The organism is Thalassobacter stenotrophicus, assembly GCF_001458315.1.
GTDB lineage: Bacteria > Pseudomonadota > Alphaproteobacteria > Rhodobacterales > Rhodobacteraceae > Thalassobacter > Thalassobacter stenotrophicus.
On the sequence record NZ_CYRX01000007.1, the window covers coordinates 47,213 to 66,729 of the forward strand.

At 56.0% G+C, this 19,517-nt stretch carries 20 protein-coding genes; 14 read left to right on the top strand and 6 right to left on the bottom strand.

The window, feature by feature from the left end:
• Positions 1-39: 39 nt before the first annotated feature.
• From THS5294_RS00980 to THS5294_RS01000, 5 genes are all read left to right on the top strand, one after another.
• Entirely contained in the window at positions 40-570 is a 531-nt protein-coding gene (locus THS5294_RS00980; protein WP_038005899.1) for a c-type cytochrome, read from the top strand.
• 197 nt (positions 571-767) lie between these two features.
• Positions 768-2,459: an extracellular solute-binding protein gene (locus THS5294_RS00985; RefSeq protein WP_058122254.1), complete on the top strand. Its 1,692-nt coding sequence runs from the start codon at positions 768-770 to the stop codon at positions 2,457-2,459.
• The gene (locus THS5294_RS00990) at positions 2,460-3,554 is read left to right on the top strand and encodes a microcin C ABC transporter permease YejB (RefSeq protein ID WP_038005901.1); all 1,095 of its coding nucleotides are present in this window, start codon (positions 2,460-2,462) and stop codon (positions 3,552-3,554) included.
• 2 nt (positions 3,555-3,556) lie between these two features.
• Complete coding sequence (locus tag THS5294_RS00995; protein ID WP_058122255.1) at positions 3,557-4,666, top strand: ABC transporter permease; 1,110 nt, start codon at positions 3,557-3,559, stop codon at positions 4,664-4,666.
• Positions 4,663-6,276: an ABC transporter ATP-binding protein gene (locus THS5294_RS01000; protein ID WP_058122256.1), complete on the top strand. Its 1,614-nt coding sequence runs from the start codon at positions 4,663-4,665 to the stop codon at positions 6,274-6,276. Before THS5294_RS00995 ends, THS5294_RS01000 begins: the two co-directional genes overlap by 4 nt.
• On the opposite strand, the gene hemN is transcribed toward THS5294_RS01000, so the two are convergent.
• Entirely contained in the window at positions 6,273-7,628 is a 1,356-nt protein-coding gene (gene hemN / locus THS5294_RS01005) for an oxygen-independent coproporphyrinogen III oxidase (protein ID WP_058122292.1), read from the bottom strand. The genes THS5294_RS01000 and hemN overlap by 4 nt on opposite strands.
• Positions 7,629-7,692: 64 nt before the next feature.
• Between hemN and fnrL the strand changes: the two genes are divergently transcribed.
• Positions 7,693-8,445, top strand: a complete 753-nt coding sequence (gene fnrL, locus THS5294_RS01010; RefSeq protein WP_370736560.1) for a transcriptional regulator FnrL — start codon at positions 7,693-7,695, stop codon at positions 8,443-8,445.
• On the opposite strand, the gene THS5294_RS01015 is transcribed toward fnrL, so the two are convergent.
• Positions 8,442-9,272, bottom strand: a complete 831-nt coding sequence (locus THS5294_RS01015; RefSeq protein ID WP_058122258.1) for a universal stress protein — start codon at positions 9,270-9,272, stop codon at positions 8,442-8,444. The two genes, fnrL and THS5294_RS01015, sit on opposite strands and share 4 nt — an antisense overlap.
• A 197-nt stretch (positions 9,273-9,469) precedes the next feature.
• Between THS5294_RS01015 and ccoN the strand changes: the two genes are divergently transcribed.
• The 8 genes from ccoN (at position 9,470) to ccoS (ending at position 17,394) form a co-directional block, all read left to right on the top strand.
• A complete protein-coding gene (gene ccoN, locus THS5294_RS01020; protein ID WP_058122293.1) occupies positions 9,470-11,068 on the top strand; it encodes a cytochrome-c oxidase, cbb3-type subunit I in 1,599 nt (532 codons plus the stop codon).
• Between the two features lie 12 nt (positions 11,069-11,080).
• Positions 11,081-11,806 carry a cytochrome-c oxidase, cbb3-type subunit II gene (ccoO, locus tag THS5294_RS01025; protein ID WP_058122259.1) on the top strand — a complete coding sequence of 242 codons (726 nt, stop codon included), beginning with the start codon at positions 11,081-11,083 and terminating at the stop codon, positions 11,804-11,806.
• A 12-nt stretch (positions 11,807-11,818) separates the two neighbouring features.
• Positions 11,819-12,013 carry a CcoQ/FixQ family Cbb3-type cytochrome c oxidase assembly chaperone gene (locus THS5294_RS01030; protein ID WP_058122260.1) on the top strand — a complete coding sequence of 65 codons (195 nt, stop codon included), beginning with the start codon at positions 11,819-11,821 and terminating at the stop codon, positions 12,011-12,013.
• Positions 12,010-12,888, top strand: a complete 879-nt coding sequence (ccoP, locus tag THS5294_RS01035) for a cytochrome-c oxidase, cbb3-type subunit III (protein WP_058122261.1) — start codon at positions 12,010-12,012, stop codon at positions 12,886-12,888. Before THS5294_RS01030 ends, ccoP begins: the two co-directional genes overlap by 4 nt.
• A 237-nt stretch (positions 12,889-13,125) precedes the next feature.
• On the top strand, positions 13,126-14,547 hold the full coding sequence (gene ccoG, locus THS5294_RS01040; RefSeq protein ID WP_058122262.1) for a cytochrome c oxidase accessory protein CcoG: 1,422 nt from the start codon (positions 13,126-13,128) through the stop codon (positions 14,545-14,547).
• Positions 14,544-15,020, top strand: a complete 477-nt coding sequence (locus tag THS5294_RS01045; protein WP_058122263.1) for a FixH family protein — start codon at positions 14,544-14,546, stop codon at positions 15,018-15,020. The genes ccoG and THS5294_RS01045 overlap by 4 nt, the downstream gene beginning before the upstream one ends.
• A gap of 9 nt (positions 15,021-15,029) precedes the next feature.
• Positions 15,030-17,219 (top strand): heavy metal translocating P-type ATPase, encoded by a 2,190-nt coding sequence (locus THS5294_RS01050; RefSeq protein ID WP_058122264.1) that lies wholly within the window; start codon positions 15,030-15,032, stop codon positions 17,217-17,219.
• A 16-nt stretch (positions 17,220-17,235) separates the two neighbouring features.
• On the top strand, positions 17,236-17,394 hold the full coding sequence (gene ccoS, locus THS5294_RS01055; RefSeq protein WP_058122265.1) for a cbb3-type cytochrome oxidase assembly protein CcoS: 159 nt from the start codon (positions 17,236-17,238) through the stop codon (positions 17,392-17,394).
• Here the strand turns inward: ccoS and THS5294_RS01060 are convergent.
• From THS5294_RS01060 to THS5294_RS01075, 4 genes are read right to left on the bottom strand one after another with little or no spacing between them, the layout of a single operon-like run.
• The gene (locus THS5294_RS01060) at positions 17,391-17,903 is read right to left on the bottom strand and encodes a magnesium and cobalt transport protein CorA (protein ID WP_058122266.1); all 513 of its coding nucleotides are present in this window, start codon (positions 17,901-17,903) and stop codon (positions 17,391-17,393) included. The two genes, ccoS and THS5294_RS01060, sit on opposite strands and share 4 nt — an antisense overlap.
• A 10-nt stretch (positions 17,904-17,913) precedes the next feature.
• The gene (gene fliP / locus THS5294_RS01065; RefSeq protein ID WP_058122267.1) at positions 17,914-18,633 is read right to left on the bottom strand and encodes a flagellar type III secretion system pore protein FliP; all 720 of its coding nucleotides are present in this window, start codon (positions 18,631-18,633) and stop codon (positions 17,914-17,916) included.
• Positions 18,630-18,899, bottom strand: coding sequence for a FliM/FliN family flagellar motor switch protein (locus THS5294_RS01070; RefSeq protein WP_038005922.1), 270 nt, complete (start codon positions 18,897-18,899; stop codon positions 18,630-18,632). The genes fliP and THS5294_RS01070 overlap by 4 nt, the downstream gene beginning before the upstream one ends.
• Positions 18,892-19,515: a FliH/SctL family protein gene (locus THS5294_RS01075; protein WP_058122268.1), complete on the bottom strand. Its 624-nt coding sequence runs from the start codon at positions 19,513-19,515 to the stop codon at positions 18,892-18,894. Before THS5294_RS01075 ends, THS5294_RS01070 begins: the two co-directional genes overlap by 8 nt.
• Between the last annotated feature and the right edge of the window lie 2 nt (positions 19,516-19,517).

Sequence of the window (19,517 nt, forward strand, 5' to 3'; positions counted from 1 at the left end):
ACCACATACATACACCCGAACGACGATGAGGGACGCTCAATGTTTGATATGATGACGATAACAAAAGCTGGTGCATCGCTTTGCGCGGCCCTGCTCTTTCTCTTGCTCGGTGGATGGGCTGCTGAAACGCTGTACCACGTCGGTGGGAAACACTACGCGGGCCACGACAAGCACGAGGCCGTGCAAGGTTACCGCATTGCGGTTGAAACAGGTGACGCGCCTGCGGAAGAAGTCGTGCAAGTCGCATTCGCAGACGTATATGCCACGGCCGATGCCGGCGCGGGTGAGCGTCAGTGGCGCCAATGTTCGGCCTGTCACAAGCTTGAAGCTGGTGCCAATGGCACAGGCCCCTACCTGCACGGTGTTGTGAACCGGCCCAAAGGTGTTGCTGATGGTTACGCCTACTCGGAAACGCTGGCCACCATGGGCGGTGACTGGAGCCCCGAAAACATTGCGAACTTCATCGCAAACTCGCGTGAATACGCTCCCGGCACCAAAATGAACTATAACTTCCGCGGCTCCGTAGAAGATAAGGCGAACCTGATCGCCTACATGGCAACCTTTAACTAAGGTTTTGCCAATCCAGATTGCGAGGGCCGCTCCATCGGGGCGGCCTTTTTTCGTTTTTGTGCTCAATTTTGCGTTAGCAAATTTGCCCCGGGGCCAGATCGCACTTTAATTAGTCTTGAACTTTAAGCACGTGCGACGTCTTCTGCAGGGGCGGTAGCGCGCATAGATCGACAAAAACAGGACAGGGAGCGCAGCGAATGACACGGGCGAAACACGGGTTGGCGGCTTTTGGACTGGCGATGTGTGGCGCGATGGCACCTGCCTCGGCAGAGGACGTGATTGTCAGCCATGGGTTTTCAAACTTTGGCGCGCTAAAATACGGGCCGGGAGAGCCGTTTTCCTACGTTAATCTAGATGCGCCCAAAGGGGGTGAGATCAGCCTATCGACGCTGGCCACCTTCGATAGCTTTAACCCCTTTACCCGCAAGGGCGTGGCTGAACGCACTGGCGATGATCTGCTATACGAAAACCTGATGATCGCCGCGGCCGACGATCCCTATGGCTCCTATTGTTATCTTTGCACCACGATCGAATATCCCGAGAGCCTTGATTGGGTCGTGATGAACCTGCGCGATGACGTTACCTTTTCCGATGGCACGCCCATGACGGCAGAGGATGTGAAATTCACGATTGATCTGTTTTTGGACCAAGGCATTGCGGAATTCCGTTCCATTATTGACGGGTTTTTTGAGAACATCGAAGTGACGGGCTCGCATCAAATCCGGTTCGAATTTACGCAAGCCGCACCCAAGCGCGACCGCATGGGGTTGGTCGGGCTGTGGAACCCGTTTTCTAAGGAATGGTTCGCGCGCACAGGCGCTCGGCTGGACGAATCCACAGACGAAGAGGCGTTTAAGACTGGCGCATACACGTTCCGCACGCCCGGCTCGTCCAAGGAATGGGCAACGGCTTATGATTTTCCCGCGGTCCAAGATGGGCACGTGACGGTGGACACCATCCCCAGTGGGAACATTACCGGTGGCTCTGGCTTTGTGTTCAACCTGCGCCGTGAGAAATGGCAAGACAACCGCGTGCGTGATGCCGTGCGGATGCTGTTTAATTTCGAATGGTCTAACCAAGCACTGTTTTTCAACCTGTTTGAGCGGCACCATTCGTTTTGGCAGGGATCGAACCTAGAGGCCGTCGGCGCGCCCGAGGGGGCTGAGTTGGCCGCGCTTGAGCCGCTTGTGGCCGAGGGTTTGTTGGATGCGTCAATCTTAGAAACCGAAGTGTTAATGCCGCCCATAAACACATCCGAGAGCAACCGCGTTGATCGCCGGTCCCGTAGGCAAGCGCTGAGCATGCTAGAGGATGCGGGCTGGAGCCTTGGTGACGATGGCCTGTTGCGCAACGCCGCTGGTGAGACGCTGGAGCTGATCATCATCCAGTTCAATGCCGAAATGGACCGCATTATTAACCCTTATATCGATAATCTGCGTGCCGTTGGTATCGATGCCAGCCTGCGCCGCGTCGACACTGCACAATACGTCGAGTTGCGCCGTTCGGGTGATTGGGATCTGACCAACATCGCGGCTGGTCAAGGTTTTGAGCCGAGCTTGGGGCTGAAACAATGGTTTGGCTCTGAGACGGCTGAGAACAGCTCGCGCAACATTATGGCACTGGCTGATCCAGCCGTGGATCGCTTGATCGATGCCGTGATTGAGGCCAAAACACTGGATGAGTTGGAGCCGCGCACCCGCGCGCTAGACCGCGTTTTGCGTGCGCACGGTTTTTGGGTGCCGCGCTGGGGCACTACCGATTATTGGGTCGCCTACTGGGATCAATATCGGCATCCCGATCCCCTGCCACCGCTTGACCTCGGTTTGCTGGATTTCTGGTGGTACGACGCGGAGGCCGCTCAGCAGTTGAAAGACGCGGGAGCCCTGTAAGTGGCCGCCTATATTTTTCGACGTCTTTTGCTGATGATCCCAACGCTTTTGGGGATCATGGTGATCAACTTTACCTTGGTACAGTTCGTGCCGGGCGGCCCTGTCGAACAGGTGTTGGCGCAGCTTGAAGGCGGCGGCGACGCTTTTGCCAATATCTCCGGCTCTGGCGGTGATTTGGGCGTTGAAACCAACGTCGTTTCCGGCGGGAGCGAACGGTACGTCGGTGCGCGAGGCTTACCAGAGGAATTTATCAAAGAGCTTGAAGCGCAATTCGGCTTCGACAAACCGCCGCTTGAGCGGTTCCTCAATATGATGTGGAACTACATGCGTTTCGACTTCGGGGAGAGCTACTTCCGCTCAATCTCGGTCGTGGATTTGGTGCTGGAAAAGATGCCCGTGTCGATCACGCTGGGCCTATGGTCCACTTTGATTGCCTATTTGGTGTCGATCCCGCTGGGCATCCGCAAGGCAGTGCGTGACGGGTCCGATTTCGATACGTGGACCTCGGGGATCATCATCGTTGCCTATGCGATCCCGGGCTTTTTGTTCGCGATTTTGTTGTTGGTTTTGTTTGCAGGTGGAAGCTATTTTCAGTGGTTCCCAGCGCGGGGCCTGACCTCGGCTGAGTGGGACACATTCGGCCCGATCCGCAAGGTTTTGGACTACTTCCACCACATTGCTCTGCCGGTGTTGGCATCGACTATTGCGGCTTTTGCAACGCTGACGTTGCTGACGAAAAACTCATTCTTGGATGAGATCAAAAAGCAATATGTGACCACGGCCAAGGCCAAGGGGTTGTCGGAAAATGCGGTGCTCTATGGCCATGTGTTCCGCAATGCGATGTTGATCATTATCTCCGGGTTTCCGGCGCTGTTTGTCAGTGTTTTCTTCGGCGGGTCCCTTATCATTGAGACGATATTCTCACTCGACGGTTTGGGGCGTCTAGGTTTTGAGGCAGCCTTGAACCGTGACTATCCGGTGATTTTTGGCACACTGTTTGTGTTCACACTTATTGGTCTCGTGGTCGGGCTTTTGTCAGACTTGATGTACGTCTGGATCGACCCGCGCATCGATTTCGAAAGCCGGGAGACCTGAGTATGGCTTGGATTTCCCCCCTGAACCAACGTCGCTTGCGTAACTTCAAAGCCAACCGCCGGGCGGTTTGGTCGTTATGGGTGTTTTCCATCCTGTTTGGGCTGTCGCTTTGCGCCGAGATCATCGCTAACGATAAGCCGATTTTGGTCAAATATCAGGACGGCTATTACACCCCGTTTCGCAGCTTTTATCCCGAAACGACCTTTGGTGGCGACTTCAGAACCGAGGCGATCTACCGTGATGTTGAGGTTCAATGCCTCATTATCACGGGCGGTTTGATCGACTGTTTCGACGACCCTGAGGGGTATATTGAAGATGCGGCAGACGGGTCCATCAATGGCGAAGAGATATCCGTCGGCTGGATCATGTGGCCTGTTGTGCCGTTCAGCTATGATACCGTGAACGACATTGGCGGCACGGCACCATCCGCCCCCGACGGCACCCACTGGTTGGGCACAGATGACACCGCGCGTGACGTGCTGGCGCGTGTGATCTATGGCTTCCGCCTCTCGGTTTTGTTCGCGTTGGTCGTGACGGTTTTGACCTCTGTTATCGGGATCACGGCAGGGGCTTTGCAGGGGTATTTTGGCGGCTGGGTCGATCTGATTTTCCAGCGCCTCATGGAGATCTGGAGCTCGACCCCCTCCCTCTACATTATCATCATTGTGGCGGCGATCGTGCCGATGAACTTCTGGCTTTTGGTCGGGTTGATGACGCTCTTTGGATGGACCGCTTTGGTCGGCGTTGTTCGGGCCGAATTTCTGCGCGCTCGCAACTTCGAATATGTTCGTGCCGCACGCGCCTTGGGCGTGTCCAACGGGACGATCATGTTTCGTCACGTCTTGCCAAACGCGATGGTCGCCACCGTGACGCTGTTGCCGTTCATCGTTACGGGCACAATCGGCGGGCTGGCAACGCTGGATTTTCTCGGCTTCGGGATGCCGTCGTCGGCCCCGTCGCTGGGGGAATTGACGCTTCAGGCCAAGCAAAACCTGCAAGCACCTTGGCTGGGGTTCACGGCATTCGTGACCTTCGCCGTGATGCTGTCACTCTTAGTGTTTATCTTTGAGGGCGTCCGCGACGCCTTTGACCCACGAAAGACCTTTCAATGAGCGCAGTGTTGCAAGTCAAAGATCTTCGGGTTGGGTTCCGGCAGGACGGTCAGATAGCTGAGGCCGTGAAGGGAGTTTCCTTTGAGGTTGCGCGCGGTGAGACCGTGGCATTGGTCGGCGAAAGCGGCTCGGGCAAGTCGGTAACGGCGTTGTCGACCGTGTCGCTTTTGCCAGATGCGGCAGAGGTGTCGGGCTCTGTCACCTACAACGGCACGCAGATGGTGCACGCGCCCGAACCGGATTTGCGCCGCGTGCGCGGCAACGACATCAGCTTCATTTTCCAAGAGCCGATGACGTCGCTCAACCCGTTGCACACCATTGAAAAACAACTCGCTGAAAGCCTAGCCCTGCATCAGGGGCTTAGCGGTGATGCCGCGCGTGCCCGCATTTTGGAGCTGCTGGAGCGCGTCGGTATCCAAGAAGCCGAGAGCCGCCTGAGCGCTTATCCACACCAATTATCAGGTGGGCAACGGCAACGTGTGATGATCGCGATGGCGCTTGCGAATGGGCCGGAGTTGTTGATCGCGGATGAGCCGACCACTGCGTTAGACGTCACGATCCAAGCGCAGATCCTTGATCTGTTAGCAGAGCTAAAAGCTGCCGAAGGTATGAGCCTTTTGTTCATCACGCATGATCTGGGCGTTGTGCGGCGCATCGCGGATCGCGTGTGTGTGATGCAGGGCGGTGAGATTGTCGAAACCGGCCCGACTGAGCAAATTTTCACCGCGCCCCAACATCCTTATACGCAAAAGCTGCTTGCGGCGGAGCCTTCGGGTTTGCCCGATCCAGCGCCTGCAAACAGCGATGTCGTCGTCAGTACCGATGCCCTACGTGTGTGGTTTCCGATCACGCGTGGGTTCTTGCGCAAGACTGTTGGCCACGTAAAGGCTGTGAACGCGGCAACGCTGGATGTGCGTGCGGGTGAAACCCTTGGGATTGTGGGCGAAAGTGGTTCGGGTAAGACGACACTTGCGCTTGCGCTGATGCGGTTGTTGTCATCGGAAGGGCCAATCGTTTTTCAGGGCCAAGATGTCCAAGGATGGACGTCCCGGCAGCTGCGCGACCTGCGGCGACACATGCAGATCGTTTTCCAAGACCCCTTCGGCAGCCTCAGCCCGCGCATGACCGTCGCCCAAATTATCGCCGAAGGTTTGGGCGTGCATGATTTGGGTGAAGGTCGCCCACACCGTGAGCTGGTCGCGGAAATCCTGACCGAGGTCGGCCTTGATCCGGCGATGATGGACCGATACCCGCATGAGTTTTCTGGGGGCCAACGCCAGCGTATCGCAATCGCACGCGCCATGATTTTGCGGCCCAAACTGGTGGTCTTGGATGAGCCGACAAGTGCGTTAGACATGACGGTGCAGGTTCAAATCGTAGATCTTCTGCGTGATCTGCAAAAGAAATACGGGCTGGCTTATCTGTTCATTAGCCATGATCTAAAGGTCGTTCGCGCGTTGAGCCATAAGGTGATGGTGATGAAGCAAGGCGACATCATTGAGGCCGGGCCCGCACAACAGGTTTTTGATGCACCGCAAACCGAATACACGCGCGCCCTGATGGCGGCGGCGTTTGACCTAAAGTCTGATGAGGCCGTGATTGAGGCCTAGATCGCGGCGCTATGGCTGCCTTGGCTGATGTCATAGGCGTCAAAAACGCGCGCGATCATGCGGACAAGGGGGCGTGCCTGCGGACGTATGCGAAAGTGGGTCGGAGTGATCTCAACCATACCAGCGAACTGGTTGGAGGCTTGGGTGTACAGCCGGTTCAGGGTGTCTTCTGAAACACCAAAGCTTGAGACGATGTCTGCCGTCTCAACCTCAAAATCGCACATAAGCGCTTCAATCATCCGGCCGCGAAATTTGTCATCCGCGGTGAACACATGGCCCCGGGCGGTTGCTAATTCACCCGCCCGCACGGCGGACTGATACCCTGCTGTCGCGCTGATATTTTGGCTGAACCCTTGCGGGAATTTTGAAATAGACGAGGCCCCAAGACCGATCAGCACATCACATGTGTCGTCGGTATACCCCTGAAAATTACGCCGTAGCCGACCCGTATCCCGCGCAATCGCAAGGCCATCGTCCTCGCGCGCAAAATGATCGATTCCAATTTCTTTATAGCCATCCCACAAGAACAGCTTCTTGGCGTTTTCATACAGTTGCAGACGTTCTTCTGGGGTGGGCAGCGTGTCTGTTGGGATCATTCCCTGACGTCGGGCCATCCAAGGCACATGGGCGTAGCCATAAAGAGCCACGCGGTCCGGCGTGAGAGATAGCAATAGTTGCACGCTTTCGGCCAAACGCTCGGGGGATTGTTCGGGCAGTCCGAACAGAATGTCTGCGTTTAGACTTTTGACGCCAAGATCGCGCAGGGCATCAACCACGTCGCGCGTGGTTTCATAGCTTTGGATACGGCCGATAATTTTTTGAATGTCAGGGTTAAAATCCTGCACCCCGATAGAGGCGCGGTTCATGCCACCTGCCTGCAGGGCCTTGAGCCTGGCCTGATCAATCTCATTTGGATCAATCTCGACCGAGAACTCGGCGTCTGGTTCCCACCGAACGATATCTTGGAAAGCGTCCGCAATGCGCGCGATCATGTCGGGCGCAAGCAACGTCGGCGTGCCGCCGCCCCAGTGTAGACGCGCCAAACTAACATCTGACGGAAGCATTGATTTTAGCGTCGCGATTTCCTGAAGTAGGCTGTCGACATAGGCGCGGACAGGTTCATCTGACCGCACACCTTGGGTGCGACATGCGCAAAACCAGCATAAACGCCGGCAAAAAGGGACATGCATATAGAGTGAAAGCTTGGTCCCGGGGGCAATGGATTCTATCCATTCGCGCTGCACTGCGGCATTAACGCCCCCTGCAAATTGTGTGGCGGGCGGATAGCTCGTGTAGCGCGGGACCTTCGTATCGAACAGTCCGTATCGCTTAAGTTGTATTTGTTCACTCATTTGTTTACCATTATACCGAAAGATGATCTCCGCCTTGATCGAGATCAAGCAAAGAAGGCAAAAGATGCCACGTACAATGTCCGCCCCACGGCTCACTCAGCAGGATTGTAGCAATTGTCCTATTCGACATAGCGCAGTGTGTGCGCGCTGTGAGGCTGACGAATTGGAACGTTTGGAGAGCGTGAAATACTACCGCTCCTATAAGGCGGGCCAACAAATCGCGTGGGCGGGCGAGCCTCTGGATTTTGTCGGATCGGTGGTTGAGGGTGTGGCTACGCTGACGCAAACCATGGAGGATGGCCGTCGTCAGATGGTTGGCCTGTTGCTGCCATCGGACTTTTTGGGGCGGCCCAATCGCGCGAAGGCCACGTATGATGTGGTGGCGACGACGGACCTTGTGTTGTGTTGTTTCCGGCAAAAACCATTTCAGGAACTACTTCTCGACACGCCCCATATTTCTCAGCGTTTGCTGGAGATGACGTTAGACGAGCTTGATGCTGCGCGCGAATGGATGATCCTGTTGGGGCGCAAAACTGCGCGTGAAAAGATCGCGAGCCTTTTGTCGATTATCGCCCGTCGGGATGCGTCGCTTCGTGAAAATCCGGCGGAGCAAAGTGTAGTCTTTGACCTGCCCCTGACCCGCGAAGCGATGGCCGATTATCTGGGGCTTACGCTGGAAACCGTTAGCCGTCAGATCTCCGCATTGCGTCGGGACAAAGTCATTGTTCTAGAAGGCAAACGCCACGTTACGGTGCCCGATTTTGACCTGTTGATGTCTGAAACAGGCGATGACAGCGACGGTGGTATTTTCGGTTAATGCGCCAATAATAGGGGCACTTCTGACTGCTCTAGCATACGGCGAGTGGCACCGCCCAACACCGCCTCGCGTAGGCGAGAATGCCCGTATGCGCCCATGACTAACAGGTCGGCTTCGGTATCTACGACGTGACGCGTTAACGTGTCTGATACGCGGGGCAGCGTCTGCACATCGATCACCACAGAAGGGTTGCCACCGTGCCGGGCTAACATCCTAGCAATGTTTCCGCCTGGGTCGCCCTGTGTCGCGCTATGGCGGGGTGGATCGACGATCAGGACATCTGTGCGTTTGGCCGCAGCAAAGAACGGCAGGGCGTGGCGCGCGGCTGCGACAGCTTCGCGGGATTGGTTCCATGCGAGGACGATTCGCTCAGGCTGCCCGATGTCATCTGAGGTAATTAGAACGGGTGCGCGTCCGGCAAACAACGCGGCCTCTACAATTGTGGGCGCATGTGCGGCGCGGCTGGGCGCATAGGGTGGCGGAAGAATGACGATATCGGCAAATTGGCTGCGCTCTGCCACCATGTCACCTATCGTTCCGGGCTGCACAACTGCCGCTTGAACGTCAAATAGCACCCCCTGCGTTTGCAACGCCTCGTTCGCATCGGATTGAAGGGCTTGCGCCTGCTCAACGGCCTGAAGGCGCCCGTCATCGTAGACCAAAGATGTCGCACCCGCGAAATAAACACCGGGTTGGGTGGCATCCATCCCGACACAGATCACCTCAAGGTGGCTGCAATGTGCACGGGCGAAAGGCAGCGCTGTTTTTGTCATAATTTCAATATCTTGATGATTGCTAATCACGGTCAAAACGGTGGCGAAACGCATGGTCTTCTCCTGCTTGTTTCTCTGCTACACAGCTATTGGATCGAGATTTTGACAGCCATGACCTGTGTCAATTCGTCGATGCCGTTTCTTGACATGGATCAATGCAACTTAGAGGCGCGCTTGCGATGTCGGTCCTCATGAACAGGCCCACCGGCTCGCAGTTGAGCCAAAATGGGCGGAACAAGGGGACGCACGAGATGACCGATTATCTCAAGCTTGCAGTGCTGGCTGTGATCACGCTTTTTGCGGCGATTGCAGCCAACTACGCACGCGATGCAGCCTATATGGTTCACGCTATCTTAACGATGGTAACCGCGGGGGGGCTGTTTTTGTGGCAGCTGCGCCGTGTGGATGAACCAAAGGCGCAACCAGCAAATGAATATATGGACGGGCCCGTACGGGCATCCGTAATTGCCACTGCATTTTGGGGTGTTGTGGGTTTTTTGGTCGGCACTTTCATTGCCTTCCAACTGGCCTTTCCGGTGCTCAATTTTGAATGGGCGCAAGGATACCTGAACTTTGGACGCCTACGCCCGCTGCACACCAGCGCGGTGATTTTTGCGTTTGGTGGTAACGCGCTGATCGCATCCGCATTTTACGTGGTGCAACGAACCTCTGCGGCGCGGCTTTGGGGCGGAAACCTCAGCTGGTTTGTGTTCTGGGGCTACCAGTTTTTTATCGTTTTGGCCGCGACTGGCTACTTGCTCGGGTCGACCCAAAGCAAAGAATACGCCGAGCCTGAGTGGTACGTCGATATCTGGCTGACAATCGTTTGGGTCTGCTTTTTGGCGGTTTTTGTCGGCACGCTTGTGCGGCGCAAAGAGCCGCACATCTACGTGGCAAACTGGTTCTATCTGGCGTTCATCATTACTGTGGCGATGCTACATTTGGTTAACAATTTGTCGTTGCCTGTTTCGATCTGGGGCTCGCGCTCTGTGCAGGTCATGTCAGGCGTCCAAGATGCCATGACCCAGTGGTGGTACGGGCATAACGCCGTGGGCTTTTTCCTGACTGCGGGCTTCTTGGGGATGATGTATTATTTCATCCCAAAGCAGGCCGATCGTCCCGTGTTTTCGTACAAACTGTCGATCATTCACTTCTGGGCTCTGATCTTTTTGTACATCTGGGCCGGCCCCCACCACCTGCACTACACCGCATTGCCCGACTGGGCCTCGACGCTTGGTATGGTGTTCTCGATCGTGCTGTGGATGCCGTCGTGGGGCGGGATGATTAACGGTCTGATGACGCTGTCTGGCGCATGGGACAAGCTGCGCACCGATCCGGTGTTGCGGATGATGGTCACCTCGGTCGCGTTCTACGGGATGTCGACGTTTGAAGGGCCGATGATGTCGATCCGTGCGGTGAATTCACTGTCGCACTACACCGACTGGACCATTGGCCACGTGCATTCTGGCGCGCTCGGTTGGAACGGGATGATCACCTTCGGGATGCTCTACTTCCTGTTCCCGAAACTGTGGAACAAGCAGCGCCTTTACTCGCTCAGCCTCGTATCTTGGCACTACTGGCTCGCGACGATTGGCATCGTTCTCTACGCGTCGTCCATGTGGGTGACGGGGATCATGGAGGGCCTGATGTGGCGCGAAGTGGATGCAAATGGCTTCCTTGTGAACAGCTTTGCCGACACCGTTGCCGCCAAGTTCCCGATGTACGTGGTGCGCGGTTTGGGCGGGGTCCTGTTCCTCGCGGGATCGCTGATCATGGTCTACAACCTGTGGATGACTGTCGTCAAAGGCGAGGCGAAAGCCCCGGCCCGCGTCGCAGTCCCTGCTGAATAAGGAGGAGATCTCATGTCTATCCTCAGCAAACACAAAAAGATCGAGACGAATGTCACGCTTTTGATGGTTCTGTCCTTCTTGGTCGTGACCATCGGTGGCATCGTACAGATCGCTCCGCTGTTCTATCTCGAAAACACGATTGAGGACGTAGAGGGCATGCGCCCCTACTCCCCACTCGAACTCGCAGGGCGCGAGATCTACATCCGGGAGGGGTGCTATGTCTGTCACTCTCAGATGATCCGCCCAATGCGAGACGAGGTAGAGCGTTATGGTCACTACTCCCTGGCGGCTGAATCGCAATATGATCACCCGTTCCAATGGGGGTCCAAGCGGACGGGGCCGGACCTGGCTCGTGTCGGTGGGCGCTATTCTGACGACTGGCATATTGATCACCTGATCAGCCCACAGTCGGTGGTGCCCGAGTCTGTCATGCCCAAATACGGCTATCTGTTAGACCGCAAGGTAAAGCCAGAAATGGTCCGCGATCTGATGGCGACACACCGCATGGTTGGCGTGCCCTACACAGAAGAAATGATTGAGTTCGCGGCCGCTGACGTGCGCACCCAAATCGATCCATGGGGGGACACGGATGATTTCCTTGCCCGCTATCCCAAGGCGCAAGTGCGCAATTTTGATGGTGCAAATGGCGTGTCCGAAATGGATGCTCTTGTGGCCTATCTTCAGATGCTCGGCACGTTGGTCGATTTCTCGACCTTCACACCCGATGCAAGCCGGTAAGGGGGGCGGATTATGGAAGATATTTACACCATCACGCGCGCCTTTGCCGACAGCTGGGCCCTGCTTGTCATGTTCGCGTTGTTCATTGGGATCATCCTTTTTGCCTTCCGTCCTGGAAGCAACAAGGTGCATGCCGATATCGCGAATATCCCCTTTCGTCATGAGGATAGACCCGCACCCGACAGCGGGGAGGAGGCATCGAAATGAGCCATCAAACCGAAGATAAAGAACAAGAACTTCAAGCGGGTGACCCCAATACAACCGGTCATAGCTGGGACGGGATCAAAGAGTTCGACAATCCGATGCCGCGTTGGTGGCTCTGGACGTTTTACGCCTGTATCGTTTGGGCGATTGGTTACACGATTGCCTATCCTGCTTGGCCGATGCTCAAGGAAGCCACCCCAGGCTTGTTGGGCTATTCCACTCGGGCCGAAGTGCAGCAAGACATCGACGCAGTCGAAACCCAAAATGCGCCCCTCTGGGAGCAAATCGAACAAGTGGAGTTGGCCTCGCTAAAGGACAACACCGACCTGCACGGCTTTGCGGTGAACGGTGGCGCTGCGATCTTCAAAACGTGGTGTGCACAGTGCCACGGATCGGGTGCTGCGGGTGCCGTTGGGTATCCCAACTTGCTGGATGATGACTGGCTTTGGGGCGGGACTGTCGACGACATCGCCCAAACTGTGGCCTACGGTATTCGTCTTGAAGACGTGGCAGACAGCCGATTTTCTGAGATGCCAGCCTTTGGCGAAATCCTCGCCGAAGAGGAAATCGCACAAGTCGTCTCCTATGTCCGCTCGCTGTCTGATGCGCCCCATAACTCAGCCTTGGCCTCGGCGGGCGAGGTCATCTTCTTGGACAATTGTTCAAGCTGTCACGCCGAGGATGGAACGGGTGATCGGTTCCAAGGGGCGCCCAACCTGACCGATGCGATCTGGCTTTTCGGCGGCTCCGAAGAGGCAATTACCGAGACGGTCATGAACTCTCGCTATGGGGTTATGCCGAACTGGAACAAACGGCTTTCTGAAGGCGAAATTCGCGCCGTTGCGGCCTATGTGCACCAGCTTGGTGGGGGCGAATGACCTAGGTTCGGATCCGTCCTAAACGGGCGGATCTGAAAGGGGTCTCACCTTGATCCTGTTCGCGCGTTTCCAAAGGTAGACCCACTCTGACCGCCCTCCGCATTTCGGGGGGCGGTTTTCATTTGTGGTCTCTCATTGAGCGAAAGGGGCAAAACTTGACACAGGTCAATGTTCGCTCGGCGTCACAACCCTAGGAATAGTGAAGCGAACAGAACCCTAATGAAACGAGTCGGTTGTATGACTGCGTCCCCTGAGACCCCAAAATCCCTTTATGCGGCACGTGAGCCCATATTTCCGAAGCGTGTGTCAGGCTATTACCGGAACCTGAAATGGTGGATTCTGGCGGTAACGCTGGGCATCTATTACGTGATGCCGTGGATCCGCTGGGACCGTGGACCGAACCTGCCTGATCAGGCCGTCCTGTTGGACCTTGCGCATCGCCGTTTCTTTTTCTTTTGGATCGAAATCTGGCCGCACGAATTTTATTTTGTGGCGGGCCTTCTGATCATGGCAGGCTTGGGGCTATTTCTTTTTACGTCTGCGCTGGGCCGGGTTTGGTGCGGGTATTCCTGTCCGCAAACTGTTTGGACTGACCTTTTCATCCTCGTTGAACGTTGGATCGAAGGGGACCGTAACGCACGCCTACGGCTTTGGAAGTCGAAATGGGATGCCAAGAAAATCCGCCTTCGGATCACAAAGTGGGTGCTATGGTTGCTGATCTCGGTCGCTACGGGGGGGGCTTGGGTGTTTTATTTCACTGATGCGCCCAGGCTTCTGGTCGATTTGTTCGCGTTCGAGGCACATGCCGTTGCCTATACGACGATCGCGATCTTGACGCTTACGACCTTCGTGTTTGGTGGCTTCATGCGCGAGCAGGTTTGCATCTACATGTGTCCGTGGCCACGCATCCAGGCCGCAATGATGGACGAAGACACGCTCACAGTGGCCTACCGGGACTGGCGGGGTGAGCCGCGCGGCAAGAAGCATGAGAACGCAACCGGTGACTGCATCGATTGTATGGCCTGTGTGAATGTGTGCCCAACTGGGATCGACATTCGTGATGGCCAGCAAATGGCGTGCATCACCTGTGCACTGTGCATTGATGCCTGCGATGACATCATGGCCAAGGTCGGCAAACCGCGTGGTTTGATCGATTACATGGCTTTGACCGACGAAACCCTTGAGCGTGAAGGCAACGCGCCAAAGCCGATCATGAAGCATATTTTGCGCCCCCGGACGATGATTTACACGGCTCTTTGGGCCGGTATCGGCTTTGCGCTGGTCTTTTTATTATTCATCCGATCGCCAATCGACATGACGGTCGCGCCTGTGCGCAATCCGGTCAATGTGGTGTTGTCCGACGGCTCAATCCGCAACACCTACGACATCCGTCTGCGTAACATGAGCGGGACGGACAAACCTTTCTACATTTCCCTCAAGGGGGATGAGGCTCTGACGCTGCAACTAGAGGGCGCAGACGATCAGGTCGCAATGGTGCCCGCAAACGAGACCTTTTTGCAGCGTGTCTACGTGACTGCACCGCGCGGCAGTGGTCCGGCCACTGGCGATCGCACCGAGTTCAGGTTCTGGATTGATGATTTCGTTAATTCCGCACGGGCTCATACTGACACTGTTTATTTTGGGAGGACGACAGAATGACTGACAACGACCAAGTGACAAGAAAAGAGCTAACAGGACGTAAAGTCTTTGCGATTATGGCAACCGGGTTTTCCGTGATCATCGGCGTCAACATCACAATGGCCTATTCCGCGATCTCGACGTTTCCCGGTTTGGTCGTAAAAAACAGTTATGTCGCGAGCCAGAATTTTGACCGTGAGCGTAGCGCTCAAGAAGCGTTGGCATTGCAAATCGCCGCTGGCTACGACGCAGGTCAGATCAAGATTGTGGTTGATAGCCTCGCGGCCGTTCCGGTCGGTATCAAAAGCCTGAGCGCGACGGTCGGGCGCGCCACCCATGCACGCTCTGATCTGACGCTGGATCTGCACAAAGCGGATGGCGTCTTTTCCGCACCCGCGGTGCTGGAGCCCGGCGCATGGGTCCTACGGCTGCGCGGTGAGGCGCAGGATGGCACCCCCTTCCGCCAGGATTTAGGTCTGGCCGTGCGTGGCTAGCATAGCGCAATGACGGCAACTTTTGATCATTCTCGGCCAATGGCCTGTCCCGCTTGTGTGGGCGTGCCGGAGGGCGTTGCGGTTCAACCTGAGCCGGTTGAAAACGCACGCCTGATGGTGGCCTTGCCGGGAATTCACTGTGCCGCGTGCATTTCAGGCGTCGAACGGACGCTTGAACAGATTCCGGGTGTGGCCAAGTCGAGCGTGAACTTGACGATGCGGCGGGTCGCAATCCAAGCCGCACCCTCTGTCGATATCCAGACCATAATCGATGCATTGGACAATGCAGGCTATGAGGCGCAGGAGCTGGATAGCAGCCTTTTGGCGCAATCTGACCGCGATGACTATGGTCGCATGTTATTGATGAGGCTCGGCGTTGCGGGCTTTGCGATGATGAATGTCATGCTTTTGTCCGTTGCGGTGTGGTCCGGTGCGGACGCGGCAACACGCGATATGATGCACTGGATTTCTGCGGCGATTGCCTTGCCCGCGGTGGCGTTTGCCGGAATGCCTTTTTACACATCGGCACTTGCCGCACTGCGGGGGCGGCGCCTCAACATGGATGTGCCGATTACGCTTGCGATTTTACTCGCGGCGGGCACGTCGCTCTATGAGACGGCGCATGGGGGGCAGCATGCCTATTTTGACGCTGCCGTGGCACTCGCGTTTTTCCTACTGACGGGGCGCTATCTAGAGCATCGGACGCGGTCATCCGCACGGTCAGCGGCGCAAGAACTTGCCGCGCTTGAGGTTCAGCGCGCGATCAAATGGGCCGATGGCACTGAGGTCACCGTTCCAGTGGCGCAAATCGCCGTCGGGGATGTTGTGATCGTGAAGCCCGGCGCGAATATTCCTGTCGACGGTGTCGTAATGACGGGTCAAAGCGAGGTGGACCGCTCCTTTATGACCGGTGAGGCTGTGCCGATGCTGGCGCAGCCGGGCACGTCACTTTTCGCAGGTGAGATTAACTTGTCAGGGGTCCTTCATGTGCAGGCTTCAGCAGTCGGAAAAGACACTGAATTGCGGCGAATATCTGATATGGTCGCAATAGCGGAGGGCGGTAAAAGCAAATACTCAACCCTCGCGGATCGTGCCGTTCAGTTATACGCGCCCGGTGTGCATATTCTGTCGGCCGTAGCGGCGGTCGGTTGGTATATTTACACTCAAGATCTGAGGCTTGCGTTAAACATTGCAGCCGCAGTTTTGATTATCACATGCCCTTGCGCACTGGGCCTTGCGGTTCCGGCCGTGACGACCGCAGTGAGTGGGCGGTTGTTTCGAAAAGGCGTGCTGGTCAAGCATGAAACCGCCCTTGAGAGGTTGGCTGAGGTCGATACCGTGATTTTTGATAAGACCGGTACCCTGACGCTGGGCACGCCAAAGAGTGATGATTTAGCCGGCTTGAACGAAGTGCAAAAAACAGTGCTGTTCGGGTTGGCAAAGGGTTCAGATCACCCGCTCAGCGCAGCGTTGAGCAAAACGCTTGCTGAGCAAAATGTTGTGGCAGCTGAGATTACGGATCTGACAGAGCATCCTGGTTGCGGAACTGAAGGGCGTTGGGCGGGAAAGCGCGTTCGGCTGGGCCGCGCAACATGGATGGGCGGAGAGCAAGGTGCGGGTCTGAGCGTGTGTTTTCAAATGGGCGACCTAGACCCCATTCGCCTCTCGTTCGATGAGGAGCTTCGCCAAGATGCTGCTGAGAGTGTTGCGGCTCTTAGATCGCGTGGGCTAGACGTGCAAATACTCTCCGGTGATGGTCCTCATGCGGTCAAGAGAGTTGCGCAATCCTTGGGCGGTCTCCCGTTTGAAGCTGAACAGACACCTATACAAAAAGCCGATACCATCGCGGGTCTCGCAGCCGAAGGGCGGCGGGTTTTAATGATCGGCGACGGATTGAACGATACACTCGCGCTCGCGAATGCCCATGTATCGATGTCACCGGCAAGTGCCTTGAATGCGGCGCGCGTAGCCTCTGATTTTGTTTTGATCGACAAGGGGCTGGGCGGGCTTGATGGGGTATTCGACTTAGCGCACCAAGCCCGCAGCCGCATTGTTGAAAACCTCAGCTTGGCCTCATTTTACAACCTTATTGCTGTGCCTTTGGCCATTGCGGGCATGGCGACGCCGTTGATCGCTGCACTCGCAATGTCTGCATCCTCACTCACCGTTACGCTGAATGCGATACGGTTGAAATCATAGGAAGAGGAGGCCCCGCATGGACGTACTCGCAGTGTTGATCCCTATCTCGTTGTTGTTGGGCGCGGTCGGCTTGGTCGCTTTCATCTGGACACTAAAGACCCGGCAATACGATGATCCTGAAGGCGATGCGCAACGCATTTTGCGTTCCGACTACGACGACTACCCCAAGCCCTAGGCCGTTTCTCTAACCCGCTCAATTGATTGCTGAACACGCCGCGCGAGAGACCCAGGCAGCTGACGCAACACAGCGGCCTTTGTCTTGGCGTCTTGGTTCTGCAGGACGATGGCGATGACCGCTGGATGCTCTTTCGGCAGATCGCTCTCTTCGATTAAGGCCGCTATCGTGCTGCGGACAACTGGTTTTGCAAGCATACCGTTGCTTGGTTTTGGGCTGGGCTTTGGGGGCATTTGTTTCTTGCTCGGTTCAAGTCGTGCCAATAAATCCCGCGCGCTCTGCATGAGCGTTTCACGGCTGGGCATCGTATTTGGACTGCCTTGGGCGGCACGATCTTGTTGCTGAAGGGCCTTCGCTTTCTGCGTCAAATCATCCAGATGATCTTGCCCGCCTTGTTTGTCGATCAGTGCGAGCAGTATGCGCGCCCGTTCTGCATTTGATGCCTCCAAGGGCAGTCGCGCTTCGGGGCTGGGGCAGGCTTCGGCGGCGGGTTGTGGGTCTGGTGTCATTGGGGGCTCCTTAGAAATAACTGCGCACCAAGGCGCTTGTGACCAACGTCCAGCCATCCGCGACCACAAAGAATGCGAGCTTGAATGGGAGGGCGACAACTGCGGGGGGGACCATCATCATACCCATGGACATAAGAATGGCAGCTACGACCATATCGATGATCAAAAAGGGCAGAAAAACGAGAAATCCGATTTGGAATGCACGTGAGATTTCACTGAGCAAAAACGCAGGCACCAACACGGATAGCGGAGGTTCTTGGGCGGAAATCTCCTCTGATTGTGTGCGCATATCGATCATCGCATCCAGCGTCTCGGGGTCCACGCGAGCCCCCATGAAGACCTGAAATGGTGCCATCGTCTCGCCGAATGCGGTGCCTATATCCATCGTGCCTTCGACCAGAGGCGAGAGGCCATTTTGCCAAGCGCTGGTAAATACCGGCTCCATAACAAAATAGGTTAGGAACAATGCCAAACTCACGATCAACATGTTGGGCGGGGATTGTTGCAAGCCGATTGCTTGCCGCAGGATCGACAGAACCGTCACGATAAACGGAAAACACGTGACCATGATCGCTAGTCCGGGCGCAAGGCTGAGAACAGTGATTAGAGCGATCAATTGCAAAGTGCGCGCGGTTAGCGCGTTTTCCTCTCCCAGTGAAATTGCGATCTCCTGCGCGTTGGCGGGTGCGACAATCGCTAGGAAAAATATCAGGGTTAGAAACGCCCTCATAGGCTTTCGTCAGCCTTTGCGACTTCGGTCAGCCGAACGGCCAATTGGCCCGATTGATCTCCATCCAATTCTTGCAGTTCGCCCCGCGCGATCAACCGATCCCCGACGTACAACTCGACTGGATCACTGATGGAGCGATCAAGCTCGATGATACTGTCTTGCTCAAAGGCTAATAACTGCGAGACCGTGGGCCGGGCGCGACCAACAGAAACCGAGACCTCGACTGGTATGCGCGCAAACGGGCTGGTCGTGTGAGTGTCATCCATTGAGAACATCCTTTTCATCGGTTAGATTGGTGGGCCTGTCATCGGATAAGACCGCTTCAAAAGCAGTTTCGATCCCGTCGACAACGTGCAAAATGTCGATGGACCGACCAGTGGAGCCCAGCTTGAGGTGCGCTTGGGTCAACCCCAATGCGGCGTCTGCTGAGAGTTTGACTTGTGGAGTGTCAGGGTGCGCTTCGAGCAAAGTGGTCACCGCATTTAGTTCTTCGTGTGACACGCGAATTTCTATTTCTGCCTGCGCTGCGTCTTGGGCGAGGGCCACGACTTCATCCAACAAGCGCTGCCGACATCCGCTCTGCGCAAGCGCCGGGAGGAGTTTTTGAACAATATCCGCGAGAAGAGGTTTGAGCTCTGCCAAGATTTCGCTACGCGCGTGGTCCACCGTCAGGTGCGAATCAGAAAGCCGTTTGCCGAGGGCTTCCGCGATATGCGTTTGGTCGCGCTTGGAGCGCTCAAGGCAATCGTCCCAACCAGCTTGATACCCTGTTTCGTATATTTCTGTCGTATCAATCGCGGGCGCGGCCTCGGTTGTGGCTTCAACATCTCTAGGTGGAGCGGCACCGAATTCTTCGAGCGAAAGGCGGGAAAAAGAACTCATGC

What these genes read in the sequence shown, in the direction of transcription:
- THS5294_RS00985 (WP_058122254.1), top strand. Translation starts at nt 768, where the DNA reads ATGACACGGGCGAAACACGGGTTGGCGGCTTTTGGACTGGCGATGTGT.
- ccoG (WP_058122262.1), top strand. Translation starts at nt 13,126, where the DNA reads ATGACTGCGTCCCCTGAGACCCCAAAATCCCTTTATGCGGCACGTGAG.
- fnrL (WP_370736560.1), top strand. Translation starts at nt 7,693, where the DNA reads ATGCCACGTACAATGTCCGCCCCACGGCTCACTCAGCAGGATTGTAGC.
- THS5294_RS01030 (WP_058122260.1), top strand. Translation starts at nt 11,819, where the DNA reads ATGGAAGATATTTACACCATCACGCGCGCCTTTGCCGACAGCTGGGCC.
- THS5294_RS01045 (WP_058122263.1), top strand. Translation starts at nt 14,544, where the DNA reads ATGACTGACAACGACCAAGTGACAAGAAAAGAGCTAACAGGACGTAAA.
- ccoN (WP_058122293.1), top strand. Translation starts at nt 9,470, where the DNA reads ATGACCGATTATCTCAAGCTTGCAGTGCTGGCTGTGATCACGCTTTTT.
- ccoP (WP_058122261.1), top strand. Translation starts at nt 12,010, where the DNA reads ATGAGCCATCAAACCGAAGATAAAGAACAAGAACTTCAAGCGGGTGAC.
- THS5294_RS00995 (WP_058122255.1), top strand. Translation starts at nt 3,557, where the DNA reads ATGGCTTGGATTTCCCCCCTGAACCAACGTCGCTTGCGTAACTTCAAA.
- THS5294_RS01075 (WP_058122268.1), bottom strand. Translation starts at nt 19,515, where the DNA reads ATGAGTTCTTTTTCCCGCCTTTCGCTCGAAGAATTCGGTGCCGCTCCA.
- THS5294_RS01000 (WP_058122256.1), top strand. Translation starts at nt 4,663, where the DNA reads ATGAGCGCAGTGTTGCAAGTCAAAGATCTTCGGGTTGGGTTCCGGCAG.
- ccoO (WP_058122259.1), top strand. Translation starts at nt 11,081, where the DNA reads ATGTCTATCCTCAGCAAACACAAAAAGATCGAGACGAATGTCACGCTT.
- fliP (WP_058122267.1), bottom strand. Translation starts at nt 18,633, where the DNA reads ATGAGGGCGTTTCTAACCCTGATATTTTTCCTAGCGATTGTCGCACCC.
- THS5294_RS01015 (WP_058122258.1), bottom strand. Translation starts at nt 9,272, where the DNA reads ATGCGTTTCGCCACCGTTTTGACCGTGATTAGCAATCATCAAGATATT.
- THS5294_RS00980 (WP_038005899.1), top strand. Translation starts at nt 40, where the DNA reads ATGTTTGATATGATGACGATAACAAAAGCTGGTGCATCGCTTTGCGCG.
- hemN (WP_058122292.1), bottom strand. Translation starts at nt 7,628, where the DNA reads ATGAGTGAACAAATACAACTTAAGCGATACGGACTGTTCGATACGAAG.
- THS5294_RS01060 (WP_058122266.1), bottom strand. Translation starts at nt 17,903, where the DNA reads ATGACACCAGACCCACAACCCGCCGCCGAAGCCTGCCCCAGCCCCGAA.
- THS5294_RS01050 (WP_058122264.1), top strand. Translation starts at nt 15,030, where the DNA reads ATGACGGCAACTTTTGATCATTCTCGGCCAATGGCCTGTCCCGCTTGT.
- ccoS (WP_058122265.1), top strand. Translation starts at nt 17,236, where the DNA reads ATGGACGTACTCGCAGTGTTGATCCCTATCTCGTTGTTGTTGGGCGCG.
- THS5294_RS01070 (WP_038005922.1), bottom strand. Translation starts at nt 18,899, where the DNA reads ATGGATGACACTCACACGACCAGCCCGTTTGCGCGCATACCAGTCGAG.